We start from the raw sequence: 23,311 nt of genomic DNA on the forward strand, positions 1-23,311 counted from the left end.
TTCTGATATAGATTTAAATAAGCTCTAAAAACCTAAAATTAATTTAGCAATGATAAAATAAATCAGAATACCAAAAACATCATTACTTGTTGTAATAAATGGTCCTGTTGCTACAGCAGGATCCACACCTCTTTTATGAAGAAATAAAGGAATGAAAGTTCCGATAATAGCTGCCAAAATAATTACTGTAGAAAGTGCAACTCCAATAGTTAGTGCAATTTTTAGATCTGTTTGGAAGAAAACTTGACTAATAATTAAAAAGATAGAAGCAAGTGCTAAAGCATTTACCAATCCTAAAGTCAATTCTTTCAGAAGTCTTTTTACAATTTCATTATTCAAACTATTATTTGCAATAGCTTGTACCATAATTGCTGCAGATTGTACACCAACATTTCCGGCAGTTGCCTGAATTAATGGAATAAAAATAATCAGCGAAGAGTAAGTTTTTAAACCAGATTCAAAATGATTAATAATCGTTGCAGCTCCCAAACCTCCAAGCATTCCGATTAGAAGCCAAGGTAAACGTGCTTTTGTTAGTTTAAAAATTGTATCACTAGCTTCTACATCTTCCGAGATACCAGCTGCCATCTGATAATCACGATCTGCTTCATCCTTGATTACATCTACGATATCATCAATAGTAATTTTTCCAACCAAATGTCCAAGCTCATCTACAACAGGAACAACGATCAAATCATATTTTTGCATGATTTTCGCTACTTCCTCGTCTTTTTCATTGGTTTTTACATAAATGATATTGTCATTATAGATTTCTTTAACTGGAGTTTTTGTAGAAGTGGTCAACATACTTTTTAAAGAAAGAATTCCCTTTAAAACATTTTCTTCATCTACCACATATACTGTATGTACTATATCGATTTCTTGCGCTTGATCTCGCATTTCTTTTACACATCGAAGCATCGACCAATTTTCGTTCACTTTTACAAGTTCTTTTCCCATCAAACCTCCAGCAGTGTCTTCTGGGTAACGTAAAAGATCTACAATATCTTTGGCATGATCCGTATCTTCGATTTGTGAAATTACTTCCTCTTTTTTATCATCGGTAAGCTCTGCAATAATATCTGCTGCATCATCCGTTTCTAGATCATCAATTTCTTCTGCAATTTCTTTTGAAGAAAGCGCATTTAAAACTTTTTCTCTAGAATCTTCATCTAGCTCAGTAAGTACATCGGATTTTTTTTCTTTGTCAACAATTTTAAAAATGTAAACAGCTTCTTCTAGATTTAATTCGTCAATAATATCAGCAATATCAGCAGGATGAATATCTCGGAGAACTTCTAATATTGCTTTTTGATGTTGCTTAGCAATATTATCTTTGATTTCTCTGATTATTTCTTTCGTTAATTCAAACTGCATGATATTCTTTTTTTCTTATGACGGAAAATTTTCTATTCTGTACTACATTAAAAAAACCTATTTTGGTATAGGTTTCTAACCTTTTAAGTCCTTTTCAATTTTCGCTGTAAGCTCAATAAAAGCTTGAACAGATAATTGTTCTGGACGTTTTGCAAATATAGAATCTTCCCTCAAACTATCACTTAAATTAAAGCTTTTTAAACTATTTCTTAAAGTTTTTCTTCTTTGGTTAAAACCAGCTTTTACAACTCTAAAAAATAATTTTTCGTTAACGGGAAGTGTATAGTTTTCTTTTCTTTTTAAATGAATAACACCAGATTTTACTTTTGGTGGTGGATTAAATACATCTTCACTAACTGTGAATAAATATTTAGCATCATAAAAAGCTTGTGCTAAGACAGAAAGAATCCCATATTTTTTACTTCCTTCTTTTTCTGCAATTCGTTCTGCAACTTCTTTTTGAAACATTCCACTAAATTCTGGAATTTGATCTCTATTTTCAATTACTTTAAAAACAATTTGTGTTGAAATATTATATGGGAAGTTTCCGATTACAGCAAAAGGTTTTTCTCCAAATAATGTTGTTAAGTCAACTTTCAAAAAGTCTTTTTCATAAATTCTGCTAGACAAGTTCATGTAATGTGCTTTCAGATATTCAACAGATTCTGTATCAATCTCGATTACATGCGTATTGTATTTTTTTTCCAGAAGATATTTTGTCAAAACTCCCATTCCAGGACCAATTTCCAAAACATCATTATATCCTTCTTCTGTTAGAGAATCTGCAATATCTTTTGCAATTGACTCATCTGTTAAAAAGTGTTGTCCTAAATGTTTTTTTGCTTTTACACTCATCTTTTTTAGTGTTTTTTGTAGAAGATTTTAAAGAATAAGGGTTTATAAATATTTGAATAATCACCCTTATTAAATTTAAAAAAAATCAAGAAGTAAAAAAAGGTGAATTTGTGCTAATATTTATAATAAAAAGGGAAGCTTCCTTATTAATCTTCCCTTTCGTGTTCGTCTTCTAAATATAAATCGATTAATCCTTCTGGAGTTTCAACGATAAATTTTTCATTTTCTCTATCGATCTTTTTGATAAAATCGTCAACCAGAGGAATTAAAATTTGTCTATTGCTTTCTGTTTCAATTTCCAGAATTTCTTGTGCAGCATTATCGTTTATTTTCTTGATTTTCCCGATGATTCCTTTATTCACATCTTCTACAGAAAATCCAATAATTTCGTGATAATAGAATTGTTTTCCTGATAATTTTGGTAAAAACTCAAGAGGTAAATATAATCCTGCTTTCATAATCGCTTCCGCATCAGCTTCTGTGTCAACTCCTTCAAATTTTACTCGAAGTTGATCTCCTTTGTGTAAAGAAGATTTTTCAATAAAAAAAGGAACCAGATTGTTGCCTAGAGCAACAAAAACTGATTCCATTTTTCCGTATAACTCCGGTTCGTCAGTATCTAATTTGATAACTACTTCCCCTTTGTAACTGTGCTTTCTAACGATTATACCTAAATAAAAACAATCTTCTTTACGCATAATGTCGTTATTAAGTTTTTTTTATAATTACTCAGCAGCTTCTTCTGTAGCCTCTTCTGCATTATCAGCAGCGTTTGCAGCTTCTTCTTCAGCTTTTGCAGCAGCAGCAGCAGCTTCAGCAGCAGCAGCTTTACGCTTTTCATTAATTTCTTTTTCAGCTTCTAAAGCTTTTGCTTTCGCATCTGCTTCAGCTTTAGCTAAACCTTCTTTTTTACCAGAGATTTTACCTTCTTTTTCTGATAACCAAGCTTGGAATTTTTCTTCAGCTTGCTCTTCAGTTAAAGCTCCTTTACGTACTCCACCTACTAAGTGATTCTTTAATAAAGCTCCTTTGTAAGATAAAAGCGCTCTTGCAGTATCTGTAGGTTGTGCTCCATTTTGTAACCATTTTACAGCTGAATCAACATCTAAATCGATGATTGCTGGGTTATGGTTTGGATTGTAAGTTCCGATTTTCTCTAAGAATTTACCATCTCTCTTTGCACGTGAATCTGCAGCTACTACCCAGTAAAAAGGTTTACCTTTCTTACCGTGTCTTTGTAATCTAATTTTTACAGGCATAATTTAAAAATTTTAGGTTCTCGACCTAGTTTATTAATTTAGTGCGCAAATGTACAATTTTTTTATAACATTAAACGTTAATAAGATTAAAAATAATACGTACTTTTAGCCTCACTATAAATTTATTAAACCAAATTATGAGAAAACTATTACTTGCCATTTTTGTTTTTGCTTCACTAGTTTCATGTGAAGATCCCGTAGAGGGTGTTGGTGAAGATAGCACCTATTTAGATGAATATTTTAATACAGATGACCCTAATGATAATACACCTGTTTTTCAAGTAAATAAAGATGATTCTACTTGGACTGGAGTTGCTTTCAATTTTGAAAAAGAAGAAGGAAAGATAACTATCAATGCAACTAGAGGAGAAGAAACTTTAAAACTAGTTGTAAATGCTAATGGAGCAGGAAATTTCCCATTATTGATTACAGATCCAGATGATTTAGACAATACATTTGGAGCGATTTTTACAAATCAAAATGGAATCGTTTATACATCTACTTCTGGTAACAATTATATAGTTATTGATTTATTAGATACAGAAAACAATATCATTAACGGTGAATTTGAATTAAACTTAGTTAATACTGAAAATGCTGATGATGTAATTGTTTGGACAAATGGAAAATTTAAAAATGTCTCTCAAGTAACTGCTGAGTAACATATTTTTAAAAATATAAAAAAGCTTCCATAAAACTTTACTTTAAGTTTTATGGAAGCTTTTTTTGTTTAAGAGCTTGTTTAAAATTGTATCAGAATTTATTTTATAGTTTATTGAAATGCTATTTTGCCGACTTTTTTGGAGTGTATAGCATCGCTATGGAGGAGAAAAAAGACAAAAAAGAGCTTTTAAGAAGCATATAAATTTTTTTGATATAAATTTAATCAGGCTCTAAAATATATTTTGGAAAGAAAACTAATACTTAGTTATCAAATCTTTAGTCAAAATTAACCTCCAATTAATTTCTTCATATTTTAAATATACATTTAACCCAAATAACTAAAAAACATCTACAATATGAAGAACATTTACATTTTACCTATGTTACTTTTTTCCATTTTTTCTTTCGGTCAATTGACTGTTGTTTTGGAAAATGATTTTCAAGCTGAAGAAGCTCTTGAAGGTTATACTTTAATAAATAATGATGGTTTAACTCCAACAGAAGGATTGGAAGTCTTTGAAGAAAATGCTTGGTATGTAGGATATAATACTCAAAATGAAGAAGAAAAATATGTAGTAAGTACTTCTTCTTATGATCCTGCAGGACAATCGGATGATTGGTTAATTACTCCTATGGTAAGTTTAGGAACAGAATCTAAAATCTCTTATAAAGCACTTCCAACAGATCAGAACAAAAAAGATGGTTATCAAATTTTAGTTTCAACAACAGGAACTGAAATAGAAGATTTTGAAGAAGTTTACTCTATTGATGAAGCAGAATATGGATGGCAAGAATTAGAACATAGTTTAGCAGCATATGATAATATGGATGTTTATATTGCTTTTAGAAATAATAGTACGGATAAGTTTTTATTACTAATTGATGATATTAAAGTAGAAACAATTCCAAATGATGATGATACCGACGATGGAGACGATACAGATGATGGGGACGATACAGATGATACAGATGACGGAGACGATACCGACGATGGAGATGATACAGATGACGGAGATGATACCGACGATGGAGATAATACAACTTCGATCTCTGAAAATGAAATCAAAGGATTCTCATTATATCCAAATCCTGTAAAAGATATTTTTACAATAAAAGCAGATGTAAATATTGAAAAAATAGAAATTGTTAATAATTTAGGTCAAATAATTTTTTATAAAGAAATAAATATGTTAATTTCAGCCATTAATATTAATAATTTAACATCTGGTATATATCAAGTTAAGATATATACCGAAAATGCTATAGGAAGCTATAGGATTTATAAACACTAGAGTAATTATTTTTTTTCCATAGATTATAATTGAAAAAATCTTGAATTAACTTTCAAGGTTTTTTTTTGTTTTATATTTTAATGGAGAAATATTTTTTAACAATACATGTTATAAAATATTCTTAATTTTGCAGACTTTTATTTTACTAAAATTTTATAATTCATGTACTTAATTTTCGATACAGAAACAACTGGTTTACCAAAGAATTGGAATGCTCCGATAACAGACACTGATAACTGGCCTCGTTGTATTCAGATTGCTTGGCAACTTCATGATGAGTATGGAGAATTAATTGAACATAAAGACTTTTTAGTAAAACCTGATGGATTTACGATTCCTTATGATGCAGAGCAAATCCACGGAATTTCTACACTTTTAGCACAAGAGAAAGGACATTCTTTAGAAGAAGTTTTAGAAGAGTTTAATATTGCACTTTCTAAAACAAAATTTGTAGTTGGACAAAATGTTGGCTTTGATGTCAATATTATGGGATGTGAGTTTTTTAGAAATGGAACGGAAAATATTTTAGAAGAACTTCCAGTTTTAGATACTTGTACGGAAAGAACTGCTCTTTTATGTAAAATTCCTGGAGGTCGTGGAGGAAAATTTAAACTTCCTACACTAACAGAATTACACCATCATTTATTTAATCTTCCTTTTGCAGAAGCGCACAATGCAACTGCCGATGTGGAAGCGACAACAAGATGTTTCTTAGAATTAATTCGTCAGAGACATTATTCTGCGGAGGAACTTGGGGTAACGCATGATTTTTTTAAGGAATATCAAGAAAGAAATCCGAAACCAATTCGTTTAATTGGATTACGTCACTTAAATCTGAAAAATCAGAGTGCCTTAATCAAAGAAAAATTAACGGAAGAAGCGAAAGGAATCAGTTCTGCACAAATCAACGAAAATGTTGAACTTCTAACAGAAGCTCCTTTTGCACATTTACACAATCATTCACAATTCTCGATTCTTCAATCTACATCAAGTATTGATGATTTAATTTCTGCAACGATTCAAAATAATATGCCAGCAGTTGCCTTGACAGATGTTGGAAACATGATGGGAGCTTTTAATTTTGTAGAAAAAATTATTAAGCACAACAAATCGGTTGCAAAAGATAATGAAGAACTAGAAGAAGGAGAAGAAAAGAAATCGGAAGTAAAACCAATTGTTGGTTGTCAGCTTTATGTTTGTGAAGATCATACGAACAAATCGAGAAAAGACAACGGATATTTGACTACTTTTTTAGCTAAAAACAAAAAAGGATATCATAATCTAGCAAAAATGTCATCGATTGGTTATTCGAAAGGTTTCTATTATGTTCCGAGAATTGACCGAAAAGTTGTTGAAAAATATAAAGAGGACATTATTGTTTTATCAGGAAACCTTTCCGGAGAAGTTCCTCATAAAATATTAAATATAGGAGAAACGCAAGCGGAAGAAGCTTTACTTTGGTGGAAAGAGCATTTTGGCGATGATTTTTATTTAGAATTAATGCGTCATAAGCAAGAAAATGAAGATCACGTAAATTCTATTTTATTACAATTTGCCCAAAAACATCAAGTAAAAACGATTGCTACAAATAATACTTTTTATATAAATAAAGAGAATGCAGAAGCGCATGATGTTTTACTTTGTGTAAAAGATGCAGAGAAAAAAGCAACACCAATCGGAAGAGGAAGAGGATATCGTTATGGACTTCCAAATTCTGAGTATTATTTCAAGACGCAAGAAGAAATGAAAGAATTGTTTAAGGATATTCCTGAAGCAATTTTAAACATTCAAGAAATTATTGATAAAATTGAAGTTTTTGGTTTAGCTAGAGATGTTTTACTTCCAAAATTCGACATTCCAGATGAGTTTAAATCTGAAGAAGATGAAAAAGATGGAGGAAAACGTGGTGAAAATGCTTTTTTGCGTCATTTAACTTATGAAGGAGCAAACCAACGGTATGAAGAAATCACGGAAGATATTCGTGAACGTTTAGACTTCGAGTTGATGATTATTGAGAAAACTGGATATCCAGGTTATTTCTTGATTGTACAAGATTTTATTGCTGAAGCTCGAAAAATGGATGTTTCCGTTGGTCCTGGTCGTGGATCAGCAGCTGGTTCTGCGGTTGCTTATTGTTTGGGAATTACGAATATTGACCCAATTAAATACGACTTACTTTTTGAGCGTTTCTTAAATCCTGACCGTGTTTCACTTCCCGATATTGATATTGATTTTGATGATGAAGGAAGACAAAGAGTTATCGATTTCGTAATTAAGAAATATGGAGCAAATCAAGTAGCACAGATTATTACTTATGGAACGATGGCGGCAAAATCTTCGATTCGAGATACTGCCAGAGTTTTAGATATTCCACTTTTTGAAGCAGATAGAATTGCAAAGTTAATTCCAGGTCTGAAACTGAAAAATATTTTCGGAACAGATAAAAAAAGTGTTCAAAAAGTAAAAGATTTACGAGAAGAAGAAAAAGCAAATGTTCAACAATTAGTTGAAATTTCTGAAGGAACAGATTTAAATGCAAAAACCGTAAATCAAGCAAGAGAATTAGAAGGTTCGGTTCGTAATACAGGAATTCATGCTTGTGGGGTGATTATTACACCAGAAGATATTACGAATCTAGTTCCAATTTCGATTGCAAAAGATTCAGACATGTATGTAACACAATTCGATAATGGAGTTGTAGAAGATGCTGGTCTGTTAAAAATGGATTTCTTAGGTTTAAAAACGTTGACTTTAATTAAGGATACTGTAAAACTTATTAAAGAAATTCATGGAATAGAACTGATTCCAGATGATTTCCCGCTGGATGATGTGGAAACATATGAATTATTCCAAAGAGGAGAAACTGTTGGTATTTTCCAATACGAATCTCCTGGGATGCAAAAACACATGAAAGCATTAAAGCCTACAGTTTTTGAGGATTTAATTGCAATGAATGCTTTGTATCGTCCAGGTCCGATGGAATATATTCCAAGTTTCATTAATCGTAAACATGGTTCTGAGGAAATTGTATATGATCTTCCGGCAATGGAAGAATATCTGAAAGAAACCTACGGAATTACGGTATATCAAGAGCAGGTAATGCTACTTTCTCAGAAGTTAGCCGGATTTACGAAAGGTGAAGCTGATATGTTGCGTAAAGCAATGGGGAAAAAGATCTTTTCTTTACTGGAGAAGATGAAACCTCAATTTTTAGAAGGTGGAAAAAATAATGGACATCCAGAAGAAGTTCTAGAAAAAGTTTGGAAAGATTGGGAAGCATTTGCTGCTTATGCCTTCAATAAATCACACTCGACTTGTTATGCATATATTGCTTATCAAACAGCTTACTTGAAAGCACATTATCCAGCAGAATATATGGCTGCAGTACTTTCAAATAATATGAATGATATCAAGCAGGTTACTTTCTTTATGGAAGAATGTAAGCGAATGGGAATGGAAGTTCTTGGTCCTGATGTGAATGAATCTTACTATAAATTTGCAGTAAACGAAAATGGAGCCATTCGTTTTGGAATGGGAGCGATTAAAGGAGTTGGACAATCTGCAGTAGATGCTATTGTGAATGAAAGAAAAGAAGGAGGGCGTTATACTTCTATTTTTGATTTGGCAAAACGTGTAGATTTAAGAGCTGCAAATAAAAAAGCTTTTGATAATTTAGTTTTAGCAGGAGGTTTTGATTCTTTCGAAGGAATTCATAGAGCGCAATATTATGTGAAAGATGAAAAAGGAGTTACTTTCATTGAGAAAGCAATCAAATATGGTTCGAAATATCAGGAAAGTAAGAACTCTTCGCAGGTTTCTCTTTTTGGTGAAACTTCAGAAGTGCAATTTCCAGAACCAGTTTTCCCAGAATGTGATACTTGGGGAACGATGGAACTTTTAGCAAAAGAAAAAGAAGTTGTGGGAATTTATATTTCTGGACATCCATTGGATGATTTTAAATACGAAATGAGTAATTTCTGTAATACGCCTTTGTCTGCTTTTAATAATGAAATGGAGTTAATCCATAAAGATCTTGCCATTGGTGGAATCATTACAGATGTACAACATAGAGTTTCTAAAAACGGAAAAGGTTGGGCATCTTTCATTGTGGAAGATTATACGGATGCAAAAGAATTCCGTCTTTTTGGAGAAGAATATTTGAAATTCCGCCATTTCTTGGTGCAGGGTTCGTTTATTTATGCCAAAATAGCAGCAAAACCAGGTTGGAATAATGATGTTCGATTTACGTTTATCAACATTCAATTATTGCACGATATTTTAGAAGCCTTTTCTAAGAAACTAACTTTGCGATTTAGCATTGAAGAATTAACGAAAGAAACGGTTGAATGGTTACATCAATTCTTTTCGGAAAATAGAGGTTCTAAAGCAATAGATTTTATTGTCTATGATATGAAAGAACAAATGAAAGTTCAGATGCTGAGTAGGACAATGAAGATTGATATCAATCATGATGTTCTTCGGGAATTAGAAATAGAACAAATTCATTTTAAATTGAATTAAAAAAATATAAAACACCTTTTGGATTTATTCTGAAAGGTGTTTTTTTATACATTTAAAGAAAAAAAATGAAAAAGATAATTTATAGCATCTGGATTTTTGTATTAACGATATTTCTTGTTCAAGATTATTTATATATCATTCCTTATAATCAGGATGCTTTTTTTGATATTTGGCCAAAAGACATTGTATTTTCACTAAGGTGGTTTGTATTATTTAACTTGGCTACTTTCTCAATGCTACCTTTATTGAAAAAGAAGAAAATAGGATTTTTAGCGATTGTTTTATTTTTAGGAATTATAATGAAACCAATTCTGATTAAAAAAGTTCCGAAACAAACAGCTGAAGAATTTGTTTTTGAAAAAGAGGAAGATTTATTTAAAATAATTGATGCATATAATGCAGATCAAAATCTAGAAAAGATAAATTCTAAAATACAAAGTATCGGAATAGAACATTTTTCTGTAGAAAAAGATGTTTATGTTTTTACTATTAATAGTTTTTCAGAGAATTCTACAGGAATAGTTTTAAACAAAAAAGAAAAACTTCCTAAAAATATTTTATCATCAAAAACTAACTTCGAATATTTGTTTGGAGATTGGTATGTATTTAGAACGACATAAAAAAAGGTATCATTACGATACCTTTTTTTATGTTCTATAATTTTTTAATGCTCTGAAACTACTTTTAATTCTGTACGGAAAGCAACAAACTTTCCAGCGAAAAGTTTCATTCCTTCTTCACGAAGCTTTTCAGCATCTTCTTGGTAATATTTTTCAAGAGTTTCTTTACTATCTGTAGTGTATTGTACAGAATACGTAATTCCTCCCATTTCTTCTTCAACCATTACTTGAGACATTTTAGCTTTCGCAAATTTCCCAGTTGCAAGCATATCTGGAATATGTTTTTCTTTCATCCATTTTAGCCATGCATCATGACTTTTTTCCTCAATATTGATTGTTACGTTATAAATGTACATTTGTTTCTATTTAATTAATTGCGTCTCCGCGTAAGTTTCTAAATCGTTTTCTGGCTTCTACCAAATAAATACTAGAAGGATAATCAAAAATAATTTTCTGATAATATTCCGAAGCTTTTTCTGGGTTGTTTATTTTTTCTTCATAAAGTTTCCCTAAAGCAAAATAAGCATCATCAATCAGAATATCATTTTCTTTCAGATTAGTTACTTTCAAATAATTTTCAGCAGCTTTTTCCAATTGATTTGTTTTCTCAAAAAGTTCTGCTTGTTTCATCAAAGCTTCATCCTCGATTGCTCTTCCTTTAAACTTTTGCAAAATTACATTTAAAGAATCAATTGCAGCATTATTTTGATTTCTATAACTCAAAAAATCTGCTTTTGCATAAAGTTCCAAACCTTTTTTCTCATCTTCATCTACCGAATTATCAGTAATCAACATAAATAAATCTATAGCATCGTTAGAAATAAGTTGCGAAGTGGATTTTTTCAAAACATCTAATTGTGTTTTTGCCCAATCAAAATCTCCTTTATAATAAGAAGTTTTTGCAACTTTAAATTTTGCCAATTGCGCCAAACGATGATTTTTTAGGTCGGTTTGAATTTGAGAATAATAAATTAAACCTTGATTAAATTTATTTTCATAAACCAAAATATCTGCAAGTTTGATTTTCACATCTGCTTCTTCAAATTTTGTTAGGTTTTGGTTTAAAATTTCTTTCAAAATCTGAATTGCTTTGCTCGATTCTCCCTTTCTAAAAGCTAAATAATCTGCTTCTAAAATTTGAAAATACATCGTGTTGATATTTCTTCCAAACTGCGTATAAACATTCTCGAATTCTTGCTCTATTTCTTTATTTTCAGTTCCGTTTTTCAACTTGCTTTCCAGAATATAATATCTAGATTCGATGATTTCTTCTGGCATTTGAGAGTTTTCCAAAATATAATTATATGCTTTGATAGAACTATCGTAATCTTCGTTTTGAAAAGCATTTTCTCCCAAATTGAAGATTCTCTGAAAAGATTCTTTATTTCTTCTATAAAGTGCTTTTTCTTGAATTAAAGCTTTGCTATATTCTTTCTGTTGGATAAAAAGCCAACTCAATATTTCGTTCCAAGCATCTTTTGGGCCTTCTTGTATTTTTTTGAAAACAAGATTTTTTAAGATTTTATTATTTTCATTTTCAGAATCATCTGTAACATATCTTCCTATATATCTTAAAACAATATTGTTGTAGTTTTCTCTAATTTCGATCATTTCTAGATATGCGCTAAACATATTTTCGATTTCTCCTAATTCACCATAAATACTTGCAATTGTAGTTTTTGTACTAATATTTTCTGAGCTTTTAGAATCCATTTTTTTGAAAGTTTCTAAAGCTTGCTTCAATAAGAAATTATCTTTAAAAGCTCTTCCGACAGGGTTTCCAAGTTTTGGATTTTTATCAACAGCTTTCAAAGCTTTTTTATAAAACTTCTCAGCTTCTTCATTTTTATACTGAAGTTGTAGATTATAACCAAGTTCTACATAAAGTTCTGCTTTTTGTGGATATTTCTTTTGATAGGCTAAAATAGTTTCCTCTGCTTTTTTGAATTTTTCCAATTGTTGGTAACAACTGATAAGTCGTTTAAAATAATAAGTGCTATAAGGCTTCTGAGCATGAAGTTCCGCAAATAATTGCTCTGCTTTGTCATAAGCACCAGTAACAAAATAGCGATTTGCTAACTGAACACTTTGTGCAGAAGTGAATTGGAAAGTAAAAACAAATAAGAAAACTAAGAAATATCGCATAAATATTAGGTAATTAGTAGTTATCAAAAATAAGAAATACGTGGTAAAAAATAGGTTTTCTAAAAATAAAAAATCTGAAGCATCGAAATACTTCAGATTTTTAGTAAAATATTATTTCAAAAATGATAATTATTCTTCTTCAACTCTTAGTATTTGACCTTCATTAATTCTATCATCTTCTAAATTGTTCATTTCTTTCAGTTTCTCAACTGTTGTGTTGTATTTTTTAGATAAAGAATAAAGTGTATCTCCATCTTTTACTAAAATCTCTCCTGGTTCTAAAGTAACTTCCGTAGCAACTTCTGTTGTTTCTTCAATCACTTCACCACCATCAATATTTTCTTCAGTAGTATTTGTTACAATATCAGAATCTACTTTTGTGATTTCTACACGTCTATTCAGCTGTCTTCCACCTTGTGTTTCGTTGGAATATCTTGGACGAGTTTCTCCATATCCGTGTGTAATCAAACGCTCTGCAACCACTCCTTGTTTTACTAAATATCTTTTTACAGATTTAGCTCTACGAATCGAAAGGAATAAATTGTGTTTTGCAGAAAGTTTATTATCTGTATGTCCATCGATATTGAATTGTGTTGCAGGGAATTGATTCATTACTTCTGCAATTTTATCTAATACGCTAAACGAAGTTCCTTTAATTACATGGCTATTTGGCTCAAAGAAAATATCTTTTGATAAAGCATATAAAATCTGAGAAACACTCTGACTGTATTCTTTTTTCGGACATCCTCCATTTTCTGGTAAACCTGGTGCATTTGGACAAATATCTTTTTCATTACTAATTCCATCTCCATCGTCATCTGCAATATCAGGACAACCACCATCTGCTTCAGAACCTTTTTTCAGTGGACATTTATCTAAATAATCTGGAATTCCATCATTATCACTGTCAATTGGTAAACCATTACTATAAACTTTTACTCCCGGAGGTGTATTATTATCTTTATCAAAACGATCGATAATTCCATCTCCATCTGTATCTTTTAAAGCTTCTTCAATTCCATCTTTTAATTCCTCTTCTAACTTTTCTTCTTTATTCTTTTTGTCTTTCTCTTCTTCATCATCTGATTTTCCAGAGAATTTATCATACCAAATAGCATATTTTTTCTTACTTCCCAATTTGATATTTACACCAAGGTGCGTTACTAAAAAGATTTCTAAGTTCTTTCTATTGCTATAAGCAGCATCTAATTGATCTTCATTGTTTAGGTTTAAAGTTGGTCTAAACTCCAAATCAACTCTTCTACTCAAACGATATTTAATTCCTAAACCAGAAGTATAATAGATTGAGTTTTGATTTTTAGATTTACCTCCAATATTCCCAAAATCTACTAATAAGTTTCCTGTAGTTTTATCGTATAATTTAGAATCATAAGATTGGTAACCAATACCTGCATAAAATGCAACATTCCATTTTCTATTTTTACGAACATTTGGATTTAAAGAATTTAAGTTTACAATAAGATTTAATTCACCACCAAATGCTTTTCCATCATATTTTACAGGGCCTTTAAAGTCATCTGTATATAGTAAATAAAAAGGAGAAACTGAACCTACAGCTCCAGACATATTTAAATAATGTCCTTTCAGTTCGAAACCAAATGCTGGTGTAATCATTTTGTCAACATAAGCATAAAAACCATAATCAAAAGAAGATTGACCTCCACCAAAAGTGTTCAAATCTCCATACATAATAAAGTTGCTTGCTCCAGCTCCAACAGACCAAGTGTTGAATTCTTTTTTTTGTGCTTGTATTAAACTAATACAAAATAACATCAAGATTATAATGATGTTTTTACTTTTAATTATCATAACAATAATTGTAAATTTTAGAATTATTAATTGTGTAAAACTAGATAGAAGAAAAAGAATTTAATAAAATAAGTATAAGCTTTCAACTTGTGTATTTAAATTGAAAATACTGTTATAATTTTGAATGAAGTAGAATGAATATAATTATTAAATGTAGGATTTCTTAAGCTTCTTCGTTTAAATTATTGTAAAAGTGGGGTAGATATAAAACACCATACTTATATTTTATATAAGTATGGTGTATAATTATTTTTATTTTAATCTCAATTTAGTTCCAATTACAATTTTTGTATTTGGAAGATTATTAAGTTTTTTAAGTTTAGCTACAGAAGTTCTGTATTTTTTAGCAAGAGAGAATAAAGTATCTCCGTTGATTACAGTATGGTAATCTGGAATTTCTCCATTATCATAACTATCGTTAGAATCATTAGAGTTACCAGAATTATCAGAATCAGCAACATTATCAACATCATCCGTTGGGATATTGATATTTTCGTTGATTTTCTTGATTTCTACTCTTCTGTTTTTATTTCTATTTTCAGGAGTATCATTAGGATATTTAGGTCTTGTTTCACCATACCCTTCTGCAAATAATCTTTCACTACCAACACCTTGTGTAACTAAATATTTCTTTACAGCTTTAGCTCTTCTTCTAGATAAGAAAAGATTATAGTTTTCTGCTCCTTGATTATCTGTATGTCCTTCAATTTTGAAGTTTGTAGCAGGATATTCTTTCATCATATCTGCAATTTTATCTAGAGTTGCATAAGAATCTTTCGTTAATTCATGACTACTAGATTTAAACGAAATTCCATTAGAGAAGTTTGCGATTTTTTCTAAAGCATTTTCACTAATTCCTTCTTCAGGACAACCATCATTTTTCTCTAGACCTTTTTCATAAGGACAAGCATCATCAACATCAAAAATTCCATCGTTATCAGAATCTTTAAATTCTGGACAACCACCATTATCCTCTAATCCTTGTTTGAAAGGACAAGCATCTTGATAATCTGGAATACCATCATTATCTGTATCAATTGCTTCACCAGATCCATATACTCTTACTCCAGGAGGTGTGTTAGGTTCTTTATCAAAACGATCCATAACTCCATCACCATCGGTATCCTTATATGCATCTACCATGATTTTGTTTTTCTTTTTCTTAGTACCAGATTTTTTGTATCCAGAAGAAGCAGAATCAAACCAAACAGCATTTTTCTCTTTTCCACCAAATTTGAATACTAAACCTAAATTTGTTACTGCAAATGTTTCTAATGCTTGCTTAGTGCTAATCGCACCATCCAAATTATCAGAAAGATTCACATTTACAGTTTGTCTTAATTCTAAATCTAAACGCTTACTCAATCTATATTTTAAACCTAAACCAACAGTACCGTAAGGAGAAAAAATGTTTGAAGAGTTTGTATCTTCACTATCTCCAAAAGCAAATTCTAATTCATCTGTTTTTAGATTATATAATTTAGAACTATATTGATGTACACCTAAACCAGCATACATAGCAGCGTTAAATTTTCTTTGTTTGTTTGTTATTCGAGGAGAAATATTACTTAAATTTAATATTACATTGAATTCCCCTCCATATGAAGTTGACTCAAATCGGAAACCATCAAGCTCATTAGTTGTGTATAAAACATCATAAGCTTCAGAAAATCCAGTAGATTCCCCTTTAAAAGTTAGGTAATTTGCCTTTAATTCGATTCCGAAAGTAGGTGTGAACATTTTATCTACGTATAGATAACCACCATAACCAAAATCTTTAAATCCTGAAGAGTCGAAAGATTTAATATCTCCGAACATTAATGTACCACTTCCTCCAAATCCTAATGACCATGAGTTGAAATCAGATTTCTGAGCAAAGGTTGAAATAGCTAAAAGGGGGGTCAATAAAAAAGCGAGTAAAATTTTCTTCATAAAGTTTTTGTTTGATTTGAATTAGGCAAATATAATATTTTTTGTGACTTACAAGGAAGTTAGTTTTTTTATTATCAGACTGTAATCATCTGGATTTGAAACAAAATCCAATTCTGAAACATCAATTATGATTGTGTTTAGATCATTTCCTGCTTGCATAAAATTAGCATAACCTTTGTGTATTTTTTCCAAATATCCAGAAGCTATATTTTGCTCATAATCTCTTCCTCGTTTCTTAATGTTTTCTAGTAATCTATCCGTGTTTTGATATAAATATACATATAGGTCGGGTTTTGTGATCTCTTTATACATGATATCAAAAACTTTTCTATATAAACGATATTCTTCTTGTTGTAGTGTAATTTGAGAGAAAATAAGTGATTTAAAGATATAATAATCCGAAACTATAAAGTTTTTGAACATATCGAATTGTGCTAAATCATCAGATAACTGTTGGTATCTATCTGTTAAAAAAGTCATTTCAGTTTGAAAAGCATATCTATCTTTATCTTCGTAGAATTTTGGTAAAAAAGGATTATCTGCAAAACGTTCTAGCACTAATCTCGCATTAAAATCATCCGAAATCATTTTAGAAAGTGTTGTTTTTCCTGCTCCAATATTTCCTTCAATTGCGATATAATTATATTTATCTGCCAAAGAAACTGGTTTTTCTAACTCTAGATCTTCTAATTTTACAATCTCAGAGCTATCCGTACATGCTGCAACACATTGGTTGATTTTTTGTTTTTTAATTGGATGTAAAAAGTTTGGTTCTATCTCGGCAAGAGGAACTAAAACAAATTTTCTTTCCAACATTTTAGGATGTGGAACAATTAAATCTTTTGAAAAAATAACTTCATCGTCAAAAAACAAAACGTCAATATCTATGGTTCTATCCTCATAAGTATCAGAAATAGTATGAACTCTCCCAAGATATTTTTCTACCATTTGTGTTTTTTCCAAAAGTTCTTCTGGATTCAAAGTTGTATTTACTTTAATACAAATATTGTAGAAATCTTCACTATCAAAACCCCATGAAGCTGTTTGGTAAATAGATGAAATAGCTGCAATTGTTCCTATTTTTTGTGAAATTAAATAAATTGCTTGTTGTAAATTTTCTTGTTTATTTCCTTTATTCGACCCTAAAGAAAGGTATGTAGTTCTTACTATTTTCATCTTTTTAAAACTTATCTTCTATTCAACTTCTATTTTAATTCACAATAACTTATGAAATTGGAATTAAAAAATCATTTAACTTTATAGTAATTAATGCTTAAAATTTGAACTTACAAAGAAAAGAAAACTTATTGTAATAAGACATATTTATCCTCTTACTTTGTAACAATTTAATAAAGTATAAGACAGATAAGATAACTTATAAGAAATAATTAATCTATAAATCAATAATCAATTTATACATGAAATTTTTAAGAAATTTAGTAGCTTCTATTTTAGGATTTTTTATTGCAGGAGGAATCATCTTTGTGTTGTTTTTTGCAATAATTTTTTCTTTGGAAAATGAAGATAAAGTTGTGGTAAAATCAAATTCAGTACTAAAACTTGATTTGTCAAATGCAATCAAAGACTATGCACCGAAAGAAGACAATCCGTTTGAAGAAATCTTAGGTTTATCAGAAGGTAAACTTTCTTTAAATGAAATTTTGAATGCTATAGAAAATGCAAAATCAGATCCGAAAATTAAAGGAATCAATATAGAAACTTTAGGAGTAAGTGGAGGAGTTGCTCAGATTGAAGCAATTCGTGAGAAATTAATCGAATTCAAAGATTCTGGGAAATTCATCAAAGCATATTCGGATGTTTATGATCAAAAAAACTACTATTTAAGTTCTGTTGCAGATTCAATTTTTGTTAATCCTGTGGGAGGAATGGAATTTACAGGACTTTCTTCTGAAGTTCTTTTCTACAAAGATTTCGAAGATAAATACGGAATCAAAATGGAAGTAATTCGTCATGGAAAATACAAAAGTGCTGTAGAGCCTTACATTGCAAACAAAATGAGTGATGCAAACCGTGAGCAAATTACTTCATTCTTAAAATCTATTTGGGGAGAAATGTTGGAAGATATTTCTAAAAGTAGAAAATTATCTGTAGAAGAATTAAACAATATTGCAGATAATCTTTTAGCAAGAAATCCAGAATTGGCAAAAGAAAATAAATTAATCGATGGAATAATTTATAAAGATACTTACGTAGATAATTTAAAGAAAGATGTAGGAATTGATTCTTCAAAAACTTTAAACCAAATTTCTTTAGCTAAATATATCAAGTCTGGAAAAGGAAAAATCGTAAAAACTGCTAAAGATAAAGTTGCAGTAATTTACGCACAAGGTGAGATTATTTACGGTGAAGGAAATAAAGATAAAATAGGGCAGGAATTAATCAACAAAGCTTTAAGAAAAGCTAGAAAAGATAAAAATGTAAAAGCAATCGTTTTACGTGTAAATTCTCCTGGAGGAAGTGCTTTAGCTTCTGATATTATGTGGAGAGAGTTAGAATTGACTAAAAAAGAAAAGCCAATCGTTGTTTCTATGGGGAATGTAGCCGCTTCAGGAGGTTATTATATTTCTTGTAACGCAGATTATATTTTCGCTGAGCCAACTACAATTACAGGATCTATCGGAGTTTTCGGTGCTGTACCAAATGTGAGTGAATTTGTAAATAAAATAGGAATCAATGCAGAACAAGTAACTACAAATAAATCTAAACCTTATAGCTTATTTGAGCCAATGTCTGAAGATTTCTACAATGTAACAAAAGAAGGAGTTGAAATGATCTATAAAACTTTTGTAAATAGAGTTGCAGAGGGAAGAAAAATGACATTTGAGCAAGTAAATGAAATTGCACAAGGAAGAGTTTGGTCTGGAGCAGAAGCAAAAGCAAATGGTTTGGTAGATGAATTAGGAGGATTGGAAAAAGCAATCGCTAAAGCTGCTGAATTAGGAGAAGTTTCTGATTTCAGAATTTCAAACTATCCTAGATATAAAACAGATTTAAAAGAATCGTTACAGTTAAATCCTTTTATGAATTCTAAAGAGTCTATCTTAAAAGAAGAATTAGGAGAAACAAACTATACAATTTATAAAAACATCAAAGAATTATCAAACTTGAAAGGAATTCAAGCAAGATTACCATTTATGATAGAGGTTAAATAAGAATTTTTATCAAGCTAGTCCTAGTGAATTGTAATGATTTTTTAGGACTAGTTTTTTTTTTGAAAAAAAGTTTTGAATAAAATTATTTGAATTTCAGGTTGTTAAAATTTATTTAAATATTTTTTTGAAAAAAGTTTTTGTAGAATAAAAAAAACGTATATATTTGCAACCGCAAAAGAGAAGTAAATTCCTCCTTAGCTCAGTTGGTTAGAGCATCTGACTGTTAATCAGAGGGTCCTTGGTTCGAGCCCAAGAGGGGGAGCAAAAATTAAAGCCATTCATTTCGAATGGCTTTTTTATTTTTAGAAATTACGATTTATCAAAGCAAAAAAGCTGTCACCATTTAGGTCGACAGCTTTTTTTTAGAATATTGAAATTTGAAATAATAACTGATAAATGGCAAAGATTAATTTGCTTCAGTCACTTTTAGTTCTTCTGCTAATGGGAAATCAATTGCGAAATCCGCTAAGTTGTGAATATAATTACTAATGATTTTATCTCCGATGATGATTACAACATCAATCATATTTGCTTCTGTATAACCAGCGTTGAAGAAAGCTTCTTTTTCTGCTTCTGAAGTTCTACCACGATTAATTGTTACAGACTTTGTAAACTTCACTAAAGCGTCTAATTTTGGATCAAACGAAGCGCTACCTGAACGTAATTCTAAAACTTGCTCATCTGTAAATCCATTCATTTTTCCTAAAACTGTATGCGCAGATTGACAATATCTACAATTGTTTACCTGACTTACAATTAAATTAATCACTTCTCTTTCTTTTGCTCTTAGAGTTGACTTTCTGTTTTGAAGTGCTAAATAATCTCCTAAAGCTGTATCGTTTTTTGCAAAATATGCATATAAATTAGGTACAAAACCTAAAGCGTTATTTAAGTTGTCAAAAATTGCTTGATTGTTTTCTGAAACTTGATCTTTTGTTGGTACTGCAAATTTTTCCATAATTTGTTCTTTCTTTAATTGTTTAATTACTATTACATTGCAAAGATGCGACAAGAACCAAATGGAGAAATAGGCTAAAATTCCCTATGTGTTAGCAATTTTTCCCTTTTGAGGGTTTTAAGCCATCGAAAAGTACTTTTCTTTATATTGAAGAGGAGAAATTCCTTCTTGTTTTTTAAAAAAACGACTAAAAGACTGCACATCGTTATAACCAATTTCGTAGGCAATTTCTTTAATCTGCATAGAAGTATAAGATAAAAGACGCTTTGCTTCTAAAACTCTTCTTTCTTGAATAATTTGTTGTGGTTTTTTTACGCCAGATTTTAAAAAGTAGTTTGTCAAAGTTTTTGGAGATTTATGGAGCATTTTGGCATATTCTGAAACCGAATGAATTTTCTTATAATTGCTTTCCACCAAATAATTGAATTCACGAACAATATCTAGTTTAATATTTTCAATTTGATTCATTTTGTTTGCTTCTTTATAAAAACGCGTACAAAGAATCAAAGTTCGTTTCAGCATCATTTGAAGCATTTCCATTTGCAATTCATCTTTAGAATACATTTCCATTTCAAACATTTTCATCAAAGTCTGAAATTTTTCCAATTCTTCTTCTGGTAAATGCATGATTGGAAGTCGAGAATTTCCATAAAAAAGAATTCCTTTACAGCCAACAGTGGAATCATGATCTACAATACAATAAAAATCACGATTGAAACGAATCATTTTTGCATTGGAGATTTTGTCAATTGTTACTTTATGATATTCTGTAAGAAAAACAATATCATTTTTTTCGAAAACATATTTTTGATTATCAATAGAAATCTCAAAACCTTCTTCTGTAAACCAAATAAGCGTCAGAGAGCTTTCAATATTTTCTTTGATAAAATGACAATTCTTTACAGTGATATCTTCAATTCGTAAATATTCGCTTTTTTTTCCTTGAAATAACATAAAATTCTTTTTACTAAAAGTAGGGATTTCTTGTCAAATCTTACAAAAGAAGAAAAATTAAAATATTAGTTCCGATTAATTTTTTTAACTTAAATAAGGATTAAAAATTACTAAATATGAAAATATTAATAATAGGAGGAACAGGAACTATTGGGCGAAAAGTTTCCGCACATTTTATAGCAACAGATGAGGTAATTGTAGTTGGAAGAACTACACCAAATATTTCGGTAGAAATCACGAATACGGATTCGATAAGAGAAATGTTTGAAAGAGTAGGCAAGGTGGATGCAATTATTTCAATCGTTGGTGAAGCAAAATGGAAACCTTTTGAAGATTTGTCTGAAGAAGATTTTTATGTAGGAATCAAAAGTAAATTGATGGGGCAAGTAAATATTGTCCGAATTGGAAAAGAATATTTGAATGAAAATGGTTCTTTTACTTTAACAACAGGAGTTTTAGCAGATGATCCAGTTTATATGACAACTGCTGCTGCAATGGTAAATGGAGGAATTCATAGTTTTGTTTTAGCTGCTGCATTAGAAATGAAAAATGGACAGCGAATCAATGTTGTCTCTCCAGATTATGTAGAAGATGCTTATGAGAAGTATAAAGATTTCTTTCCTGGACATAATTGTATTCCGATGCGAAAGGTTGTCAATGGTTATGTAAGAAGTGTCAAAGGAAAGGGGAATGGAGAAATAATAAGAATATATGAATAATAAAAAAGAGGTTTTTAGGCCTCTTTTTTTATTTATTATTAAAATCTAAAATTTCAAATTCTTTAATCCAATGAATTTCATATGGATGTTTAAACTGTTTACGAAAAACTTCTTCATTTTCTTCTATTTGTTCTGGAGTAATTTCTTTCCAAACTTTATAAGAATTCCATTCTAAGATAAATGCAATCTGATTATCGTTATCAAGAGGTTTTACGACTCTTTTCGAAAAATAAGCGTTGTTTTTTTTTAGATAAGGAGTCCAAACAATACTATCTACTTTTAAAAAATCTTTGATGTGTTCGGGTTTTTCCAATTGATAAACTAAAACTTCAACAGCTCTAAAGTCATCTTTTTTATCAATAGTTTTTGGAGAAGAAATAAGAGAGTTATTTAAGTCCTTAGAGTTTTTACTTAAATAACTCTCTTTTGATATTTTTGTGTAGGAATAAATTGCAAAACTGAGCAAAACTACTCCTAATAGGATTTTATAAGTTTTCATAAATAATTCAGTTTAATTTGCCTTAAATTAACTATTTATGAAGTAAAAACCTAATGATATTATTTAGTAAGTTACTTTTTCAATTTCGTTTACTCCAGTAACTTTGTAAGTTGTACCGCCTGCGATACTATTAATTTTTTCTGTAATTTCTTTTTCAGAAACTTGTGCAGCATCATAAGAAATTTGTCCTTTTTTATCGTCAAATTTTACTTTTGCTACTTCTACACCATTCATTTTCGAAAGTTTTGATTGAATAATCTTTGCACAACCAATTTGACAAGTCATTCCTTCGATAGAAACTTCGATGTTTTTGATCTCTGGTGTTGCTTTTTGAGCTACTTCTTTCTTCGCTTCTTGCTTTGGAGTTTCCTTAGTTTCTGCCGTATTTGAAGAACAAGAAACTTGGAAGAAAACTACTGATATTAAAATTGTTAGGGTTTTTAATAATTTCATAATTACCGTGTTTGTTGCAAATTTAAGGACTTAATTTTTAAATACGAATAAAAAGACGACT

General features: G+C 30.1%; 19 protein-coding genes and 1 tRNA gene. 7 read left to right on the plus strand and 13 right to left on the minus strand.

Annotated elements, in window-relative coordinates:
• Window positions 1-24: 24 nt before the first annotated feature.
• The 4 genes from mgtE to I0K12_RS05235 all read right to left on the minus strand — a co-directional run bounded on the left by mgtE (window position 25) and on the right by I0K12_RS05235 (window position 3,491).
• Window positions 25-1,380: a magnesium transporter gene (mgtE, locus tag I0K12_RS05220; protein ID WP_196886141.1), complete on the minus strand. Its 1,356-nt coding sequence runs from the start codon at window positions 1,378-1,380 to the stop codon at window positions 25-27.
• A 72-nt stretch (window positions 1,381-1,452) separates the two neighbouring features.
• A complete protein-coding gene (gene rsmA / locus I0K12_RS05225; protein ID WP_196885900.1) occupies window positions 1,453-2,232 on the minus strand; it encodes a 16S rRNA (adenine(1518)-N(6)/adenine(1519)-N(6))-dimethyltransferase RsmA in 780 nt (259 codons plus the stop codon).
• A 146-nt stretch (window positions 2,233-2,378) separates the two neighbouring features.
• On the minus strand, window positions 2,379-2,930 hold the full coding sequence (gene rimM / locus I0K12_RS05230; RefSeq protein ID WP_196885901.1) for a ribosome maturation factor RimM: 552 nt from the start codon (window positions 2,928-2,930) through the stop codon (window positions 2,379-2,381).
• 27 nt (window positions 2,931-2,957) lie between these two features.
• Window positions 2,958-3,491: a 30S ribosomal protein S16 gene (locus tag I0K12_RS05235; protein ID WP_196885903.1), complete on the minus strand. Its 534-nt coding sequence runs from the start codon at window positions 3,489-3,491 to the stop codon at window positions 2,958-2,960.
• Between the two features lie 137 nt (window positions 3,492-3,628).
• On the opposite strand from I0K12_RS05235, the gene I0K12_RS05240 reads away from it, so the two are divergent.
• The 4 genes from I0K12_RS05240 (at window position 3,629) to I0K12_RS05255 (ending at window position 10,587) form a co-directional block, all read left to right on the plus strand.
• Window positions 3,629-4,153 (plus strand): DUF6252 family protein, encoded by a 525-nt coding sequence (locus I0K12_RS05240; protein WP_196885904.1) that lies wholly within the window; start codon window positions 3,629-3,631, stop codon window positions 4,151-4,153.
• 357 nt (window positions 4,154-4,510) lie between these two features.
• Window positions 4,511-5,446, plus strand: a complete 936-nt coding sequence (locus tag I0K12_RS05245; protein ID WP_196885905.1) for a T9SS-dependent choice-of-anchor J family protein — start codon at window positions 4,511-4,513, stop codon at window positions 5,444-5,446.
• 162 nt (window positions 5,447-5,608) lie between these two features.
• The gene (gene dnaE, locus I0K12_RS05250) at window positions 5,609-9,967 is read left to right on the plus strand and encodes a DNA polymerase III subunit alpha (RefSeq protein ID WP_196885906.1); all 4,359 of its coding nucleotides are present in this window, start codon (window positions 5,609-5,611) and stop codon (window positions 9,965-9,967) included.
• 65 nt (window positions 9,968-10,032) lie between these two features.
• Window positions 10,033-10,587, plus strand: coding sequence for a hypothetical protein (locus I0K12_RS05255; RefSeq protein ID WP_196885907.1), 555 nt, complete (start codon window positions 10,033-10,035; stop codon window positions 10,585-10,587).
• 44 nt (window positions 10,588-10,631) lie between these two features.
• Here I0K12_RS05255 and I0K12_RS05260 read toward each other — a convergent pair whose 3' ends face one another.
• The 5 genes from I0K12_RS05260 to folK form a co-directional block, all read right to left on the minus strand.
• A complete protein-coding gene (locus tag I0K12_RS05260) occupies window positions 10,632-10,943 on the minus strand; it encodes a DUF4286 family protein (RefSeq protein WP_196885908.1) in 312 nt (103 codons plus the stop codon).
• Window positions 10,944-10,953: 10 nt separating this feature from the next.
• On the minus strand, window positions 10,954-12,732 hold the full coding sequence (locus I0K12_RS05265; RefSeq protein WP_196885909.1) for a tetratricopeptide repeat protein: 1,779 nt from the start codon (window positions 12,730-12,732) through the stop codon (window positions 10,954-10,956).
• 129 nt (window positions 12,733-12,861) lie between these two features.
• Window positions 12,862-14,562 (minus strand): OmpA family protein, encoded by a 1,701-nt coding sequence (locus I0K12_RS05270; protein ID WP_196885910.1) that lies wholly within the window; start codon window positions 14,560-14,562, stop codon window positions 12,862-12,864.
• Between the two features lie 252 nt (window positions 14,563-14,814).
• Entirely contained in the window at window positions 14,815-16,494 is a 1,680-nt protein-coding gene (locus tag I0K12_RS05275) for an OmpA family protein (RefSeq protein ID WP_196885912.1), read from the minus strand.
• 48 nt (window positions 16,495-16,542) lie between these two features.
• Window positions 16,543-17,670, minus strand: coding sequence for a 2-amino-4-hydroxy-6-hydroxymethyldihydropteridine diphosphokinase (gene folK, locus I0K12_RS05280; protein WP_196885913.1), 1,128 nt, complete (start codon window positions 17,668-17,670; stop codon window positions 16,543-16,545).
• 242 nt (window positions 17,671-17,912) lie between these two features.
• On the opposite strand from folK, the gene sppA reads away from it, so the two are divergent.
• Both sppA and I0K12_RS05290 read left to right on the plus strand, forming a co-directional pair.
• Window positions 17,913-19,667 carry a signal peptide peptidase SppA gene (gene sppA, locus I0K12_RS05285; protein ID WP_196885915.1) on the plus strand — a complete coding sequence of 585 codons (1,755 nt, stop codon included), beginning with the start codon at window positions 17,913-17,915 and terminating at the stop codon, window positions 19,665-19,667.
• A 188-nt stretch (window positions 19,668-19,855) separates the two neighbouring features.
• Window positions 19,856-19,929: transfer RNA gene (locus I0K12_RS05290), tRNA-Asn, on the plus strand.
• A 144-nt stretch (window positions 19,930-20,073) separates the two neighbouring features.
• Here the strand turns inward: I0K12_RS05290 and I0K12_RS05295 are convergent.
• On the minus strand, window positions 20,074-20,625 hold the full coding sequence (locus tag I0K12_RS05295) for a carboxymuconolactone decarboxylase family protein (RefSeq protein ID WP_196885917.1): 552 nt from the start codon (window positions 20,623-20,625) through the stop codon (window positions 20,074-20,076).
• A 117-nt stretch (window positions 20,626-20,742) separates the two neighbouring features.
• Window positions 20,743-21,579, minus strand: a complete 837-nt coding sequence (locus I0K12_RS05300; RefSeq protein WP_196885919.1) for an AraC family transcriptional regulator — start codon at window positions 21,577-21,579, stop codon at window positions 20,743-20,745.
• 116 nt (window positions 21,580-21,695) lie between these two features.
• On the opposite strand from I0K12_RS05300, the gene I0K12_RS05305 reads away from it, so the two are divergent.
• The gene (locus tag I0K12_RS05305; protein ID WP_196885921.1) at window positions 21,696-22,298 is read left to right on the plus strand and encodes a short chain dehydrogenase; all 603 of its coding nucleotides are present in this window, start codon (window positions 21,696-21,698) and stop codon (window positions 22,296-22,298) included.
• A 28-nt stretch (window positions 22,299-22,326) separates the two neighbouring features.
• Here I0K12_RS05305 and I0K12_RS05310 read toward each other — a convergent pair whose 3' ends face one another.
• Window positions 22,327-22,797 carry a TIGR03792 family protein gene (locus I0K12_RS05310; protein WP_196885923.1) on the minus strand — a complete coding sequence of 157 codons (471 nt, stop codon included), beginning with the start codon at window positions 22,795-22,797 and terminating at the stop codon, window positions 22,327-22,329.
• Window positions 22,798-22,860: 63 nt separating this feature from the next.
• A complete protein-coding gene (locus I0K12_RS05315) occupies window positions 22,861-23,250 on the minus strand; it encodes a cation transporter (RefSeq protein WP_196885925.1) in 390 nt (129 codons plus the stop codon).
• Window positions 23,251-23,311 lie beyond the last annotated feature (61 nt).

The sequence above is a fragment of the Aureivirga sp. CE67 genome (genome assembly GCF_015767245.1).
In the GTDB taxonomy this organism is placed as follows: domain Bacteria; phylum Bacteroidota; class Bacteroidia; order Flavobacteriales; family Flavobacteriaceae; genus Aureivirga.

Coding starts and splice junctions, on each gene's coding strand:
- I0K12_RS05270 (WP_196885910.1), bottom strand. CDS start 14,562: ATGATAATTAAAAGTAAAAACATCATTATAATCTTGATGTTATTTTGT.
- I0K12_RS05305 (WP_196885921.1), top strand. CDS start 21,696: ATGAAAATATTAATAATAGGAGGAACAGGAACTATTGGGCGAAAAGTT.
- I0K12_RS05310 (WP_196885923.1), bottom strand. CDS start 22,797: ATGAAAACTTATAAAATCCTATTAGGAGTAGTTTTGCTCAGTTTTGCA.
- I0K12_RS05255 (WP_196885907.1), top strand. CDS start 10,033: ATGAAAAAGATAATTTATAGCATCTGGATTTTTGTATTAACGATATTT.
- I0K12_RS05245 (WP_196885905.1), top strand. CDS start 4,511: ATGAAGAACATTTACATTTTACCTATGTTACTTTTTTCCATTTTTTCT.
- I0K12_RS05275 (WP_196885912.1), bottom strand. CDS start 16,494: ATGAAGAAAATTTTACTCGCTTTTTTATTGACCCCCCTTTTAGCTATT.
- sppA (WP_196885915.1), top strand. CDS start 17,913: ATGAAATTTTTAAGAAATTTAGTAGCTTCTATTTTAGGATTTTTTATT.
- I0K12_RS05260 (WP_196885908.1), bottom strand. CDS start 10,943: ATGTACATTTATAACGTAACAATCAATATTGAGGAAAAAAGTCATGAT.
- I0K12_RS05295 (WP_196885917.1), bottom strand. CDS start 20,625: ATGGAAAAATTTGCAGTACCAACAAAAGATCAAGTTTCAGAAAACAAT.
- I0K12_RS05315 (WP_196885925.1), bottom strand. CDS start 23,250: ATGAAATTATTAAAAACCCTAACAATTTTAATATCAGTAGTTTTCTTC.
- I0K12_RS05235 (WP_196885903.1), bottom strand. CDS start 3,491: ATGCCTGTAAAAATTAGATTACAAAGACACGGTAAGAAAGGTAAACCT.
- folK (WP_196885913.1), bottom strand. CDS start 17,670: ATGAAAATAGTAAGAACTACATACCTTTCTTTAGGGTCGAATAAAGGA.
- rsmA (WP_196885900.1), bottom strand. CDS start 2,232: ATGAGTGTAAAAGCAAAAAAACATTTAGGACAACACTTTTTAACAGAT.
- dnaE (WP_196885906.1), top strand. CDS start 5,609: ATGTACTTAATTTTCGATACAGAAACAACTGGTTTACCAAAGAATTGG.
- I0K12_RS05265 (WP_196885909.1), bottom strand. CDS start 12,732: ATGCGATATTTCTTAGTTTTCTTATTTGTTTTTACTTTCCAATTCACT.
- I0K12_RS05300 (WP_196885919.1), bottom strand. CDS start 21,579: ATGTTATTTCAAGGAAAAAAAAGCGAATATTTACGAATTGAAGATATC.
- I0K12_RS05240 (WP_196885904.1), top strand. CDS start 3,629: ATGAGAAAACTATTACTTGCCATTTTTGTTTTTGCTTCACTAGTTTCA.
- rimM (WP_196885901.1), bottom strand. CDS start 2,930: ATGCGTAAAGAAGATTGTTTTTATTTAGGTATAATCGTTAGAAAGCAC.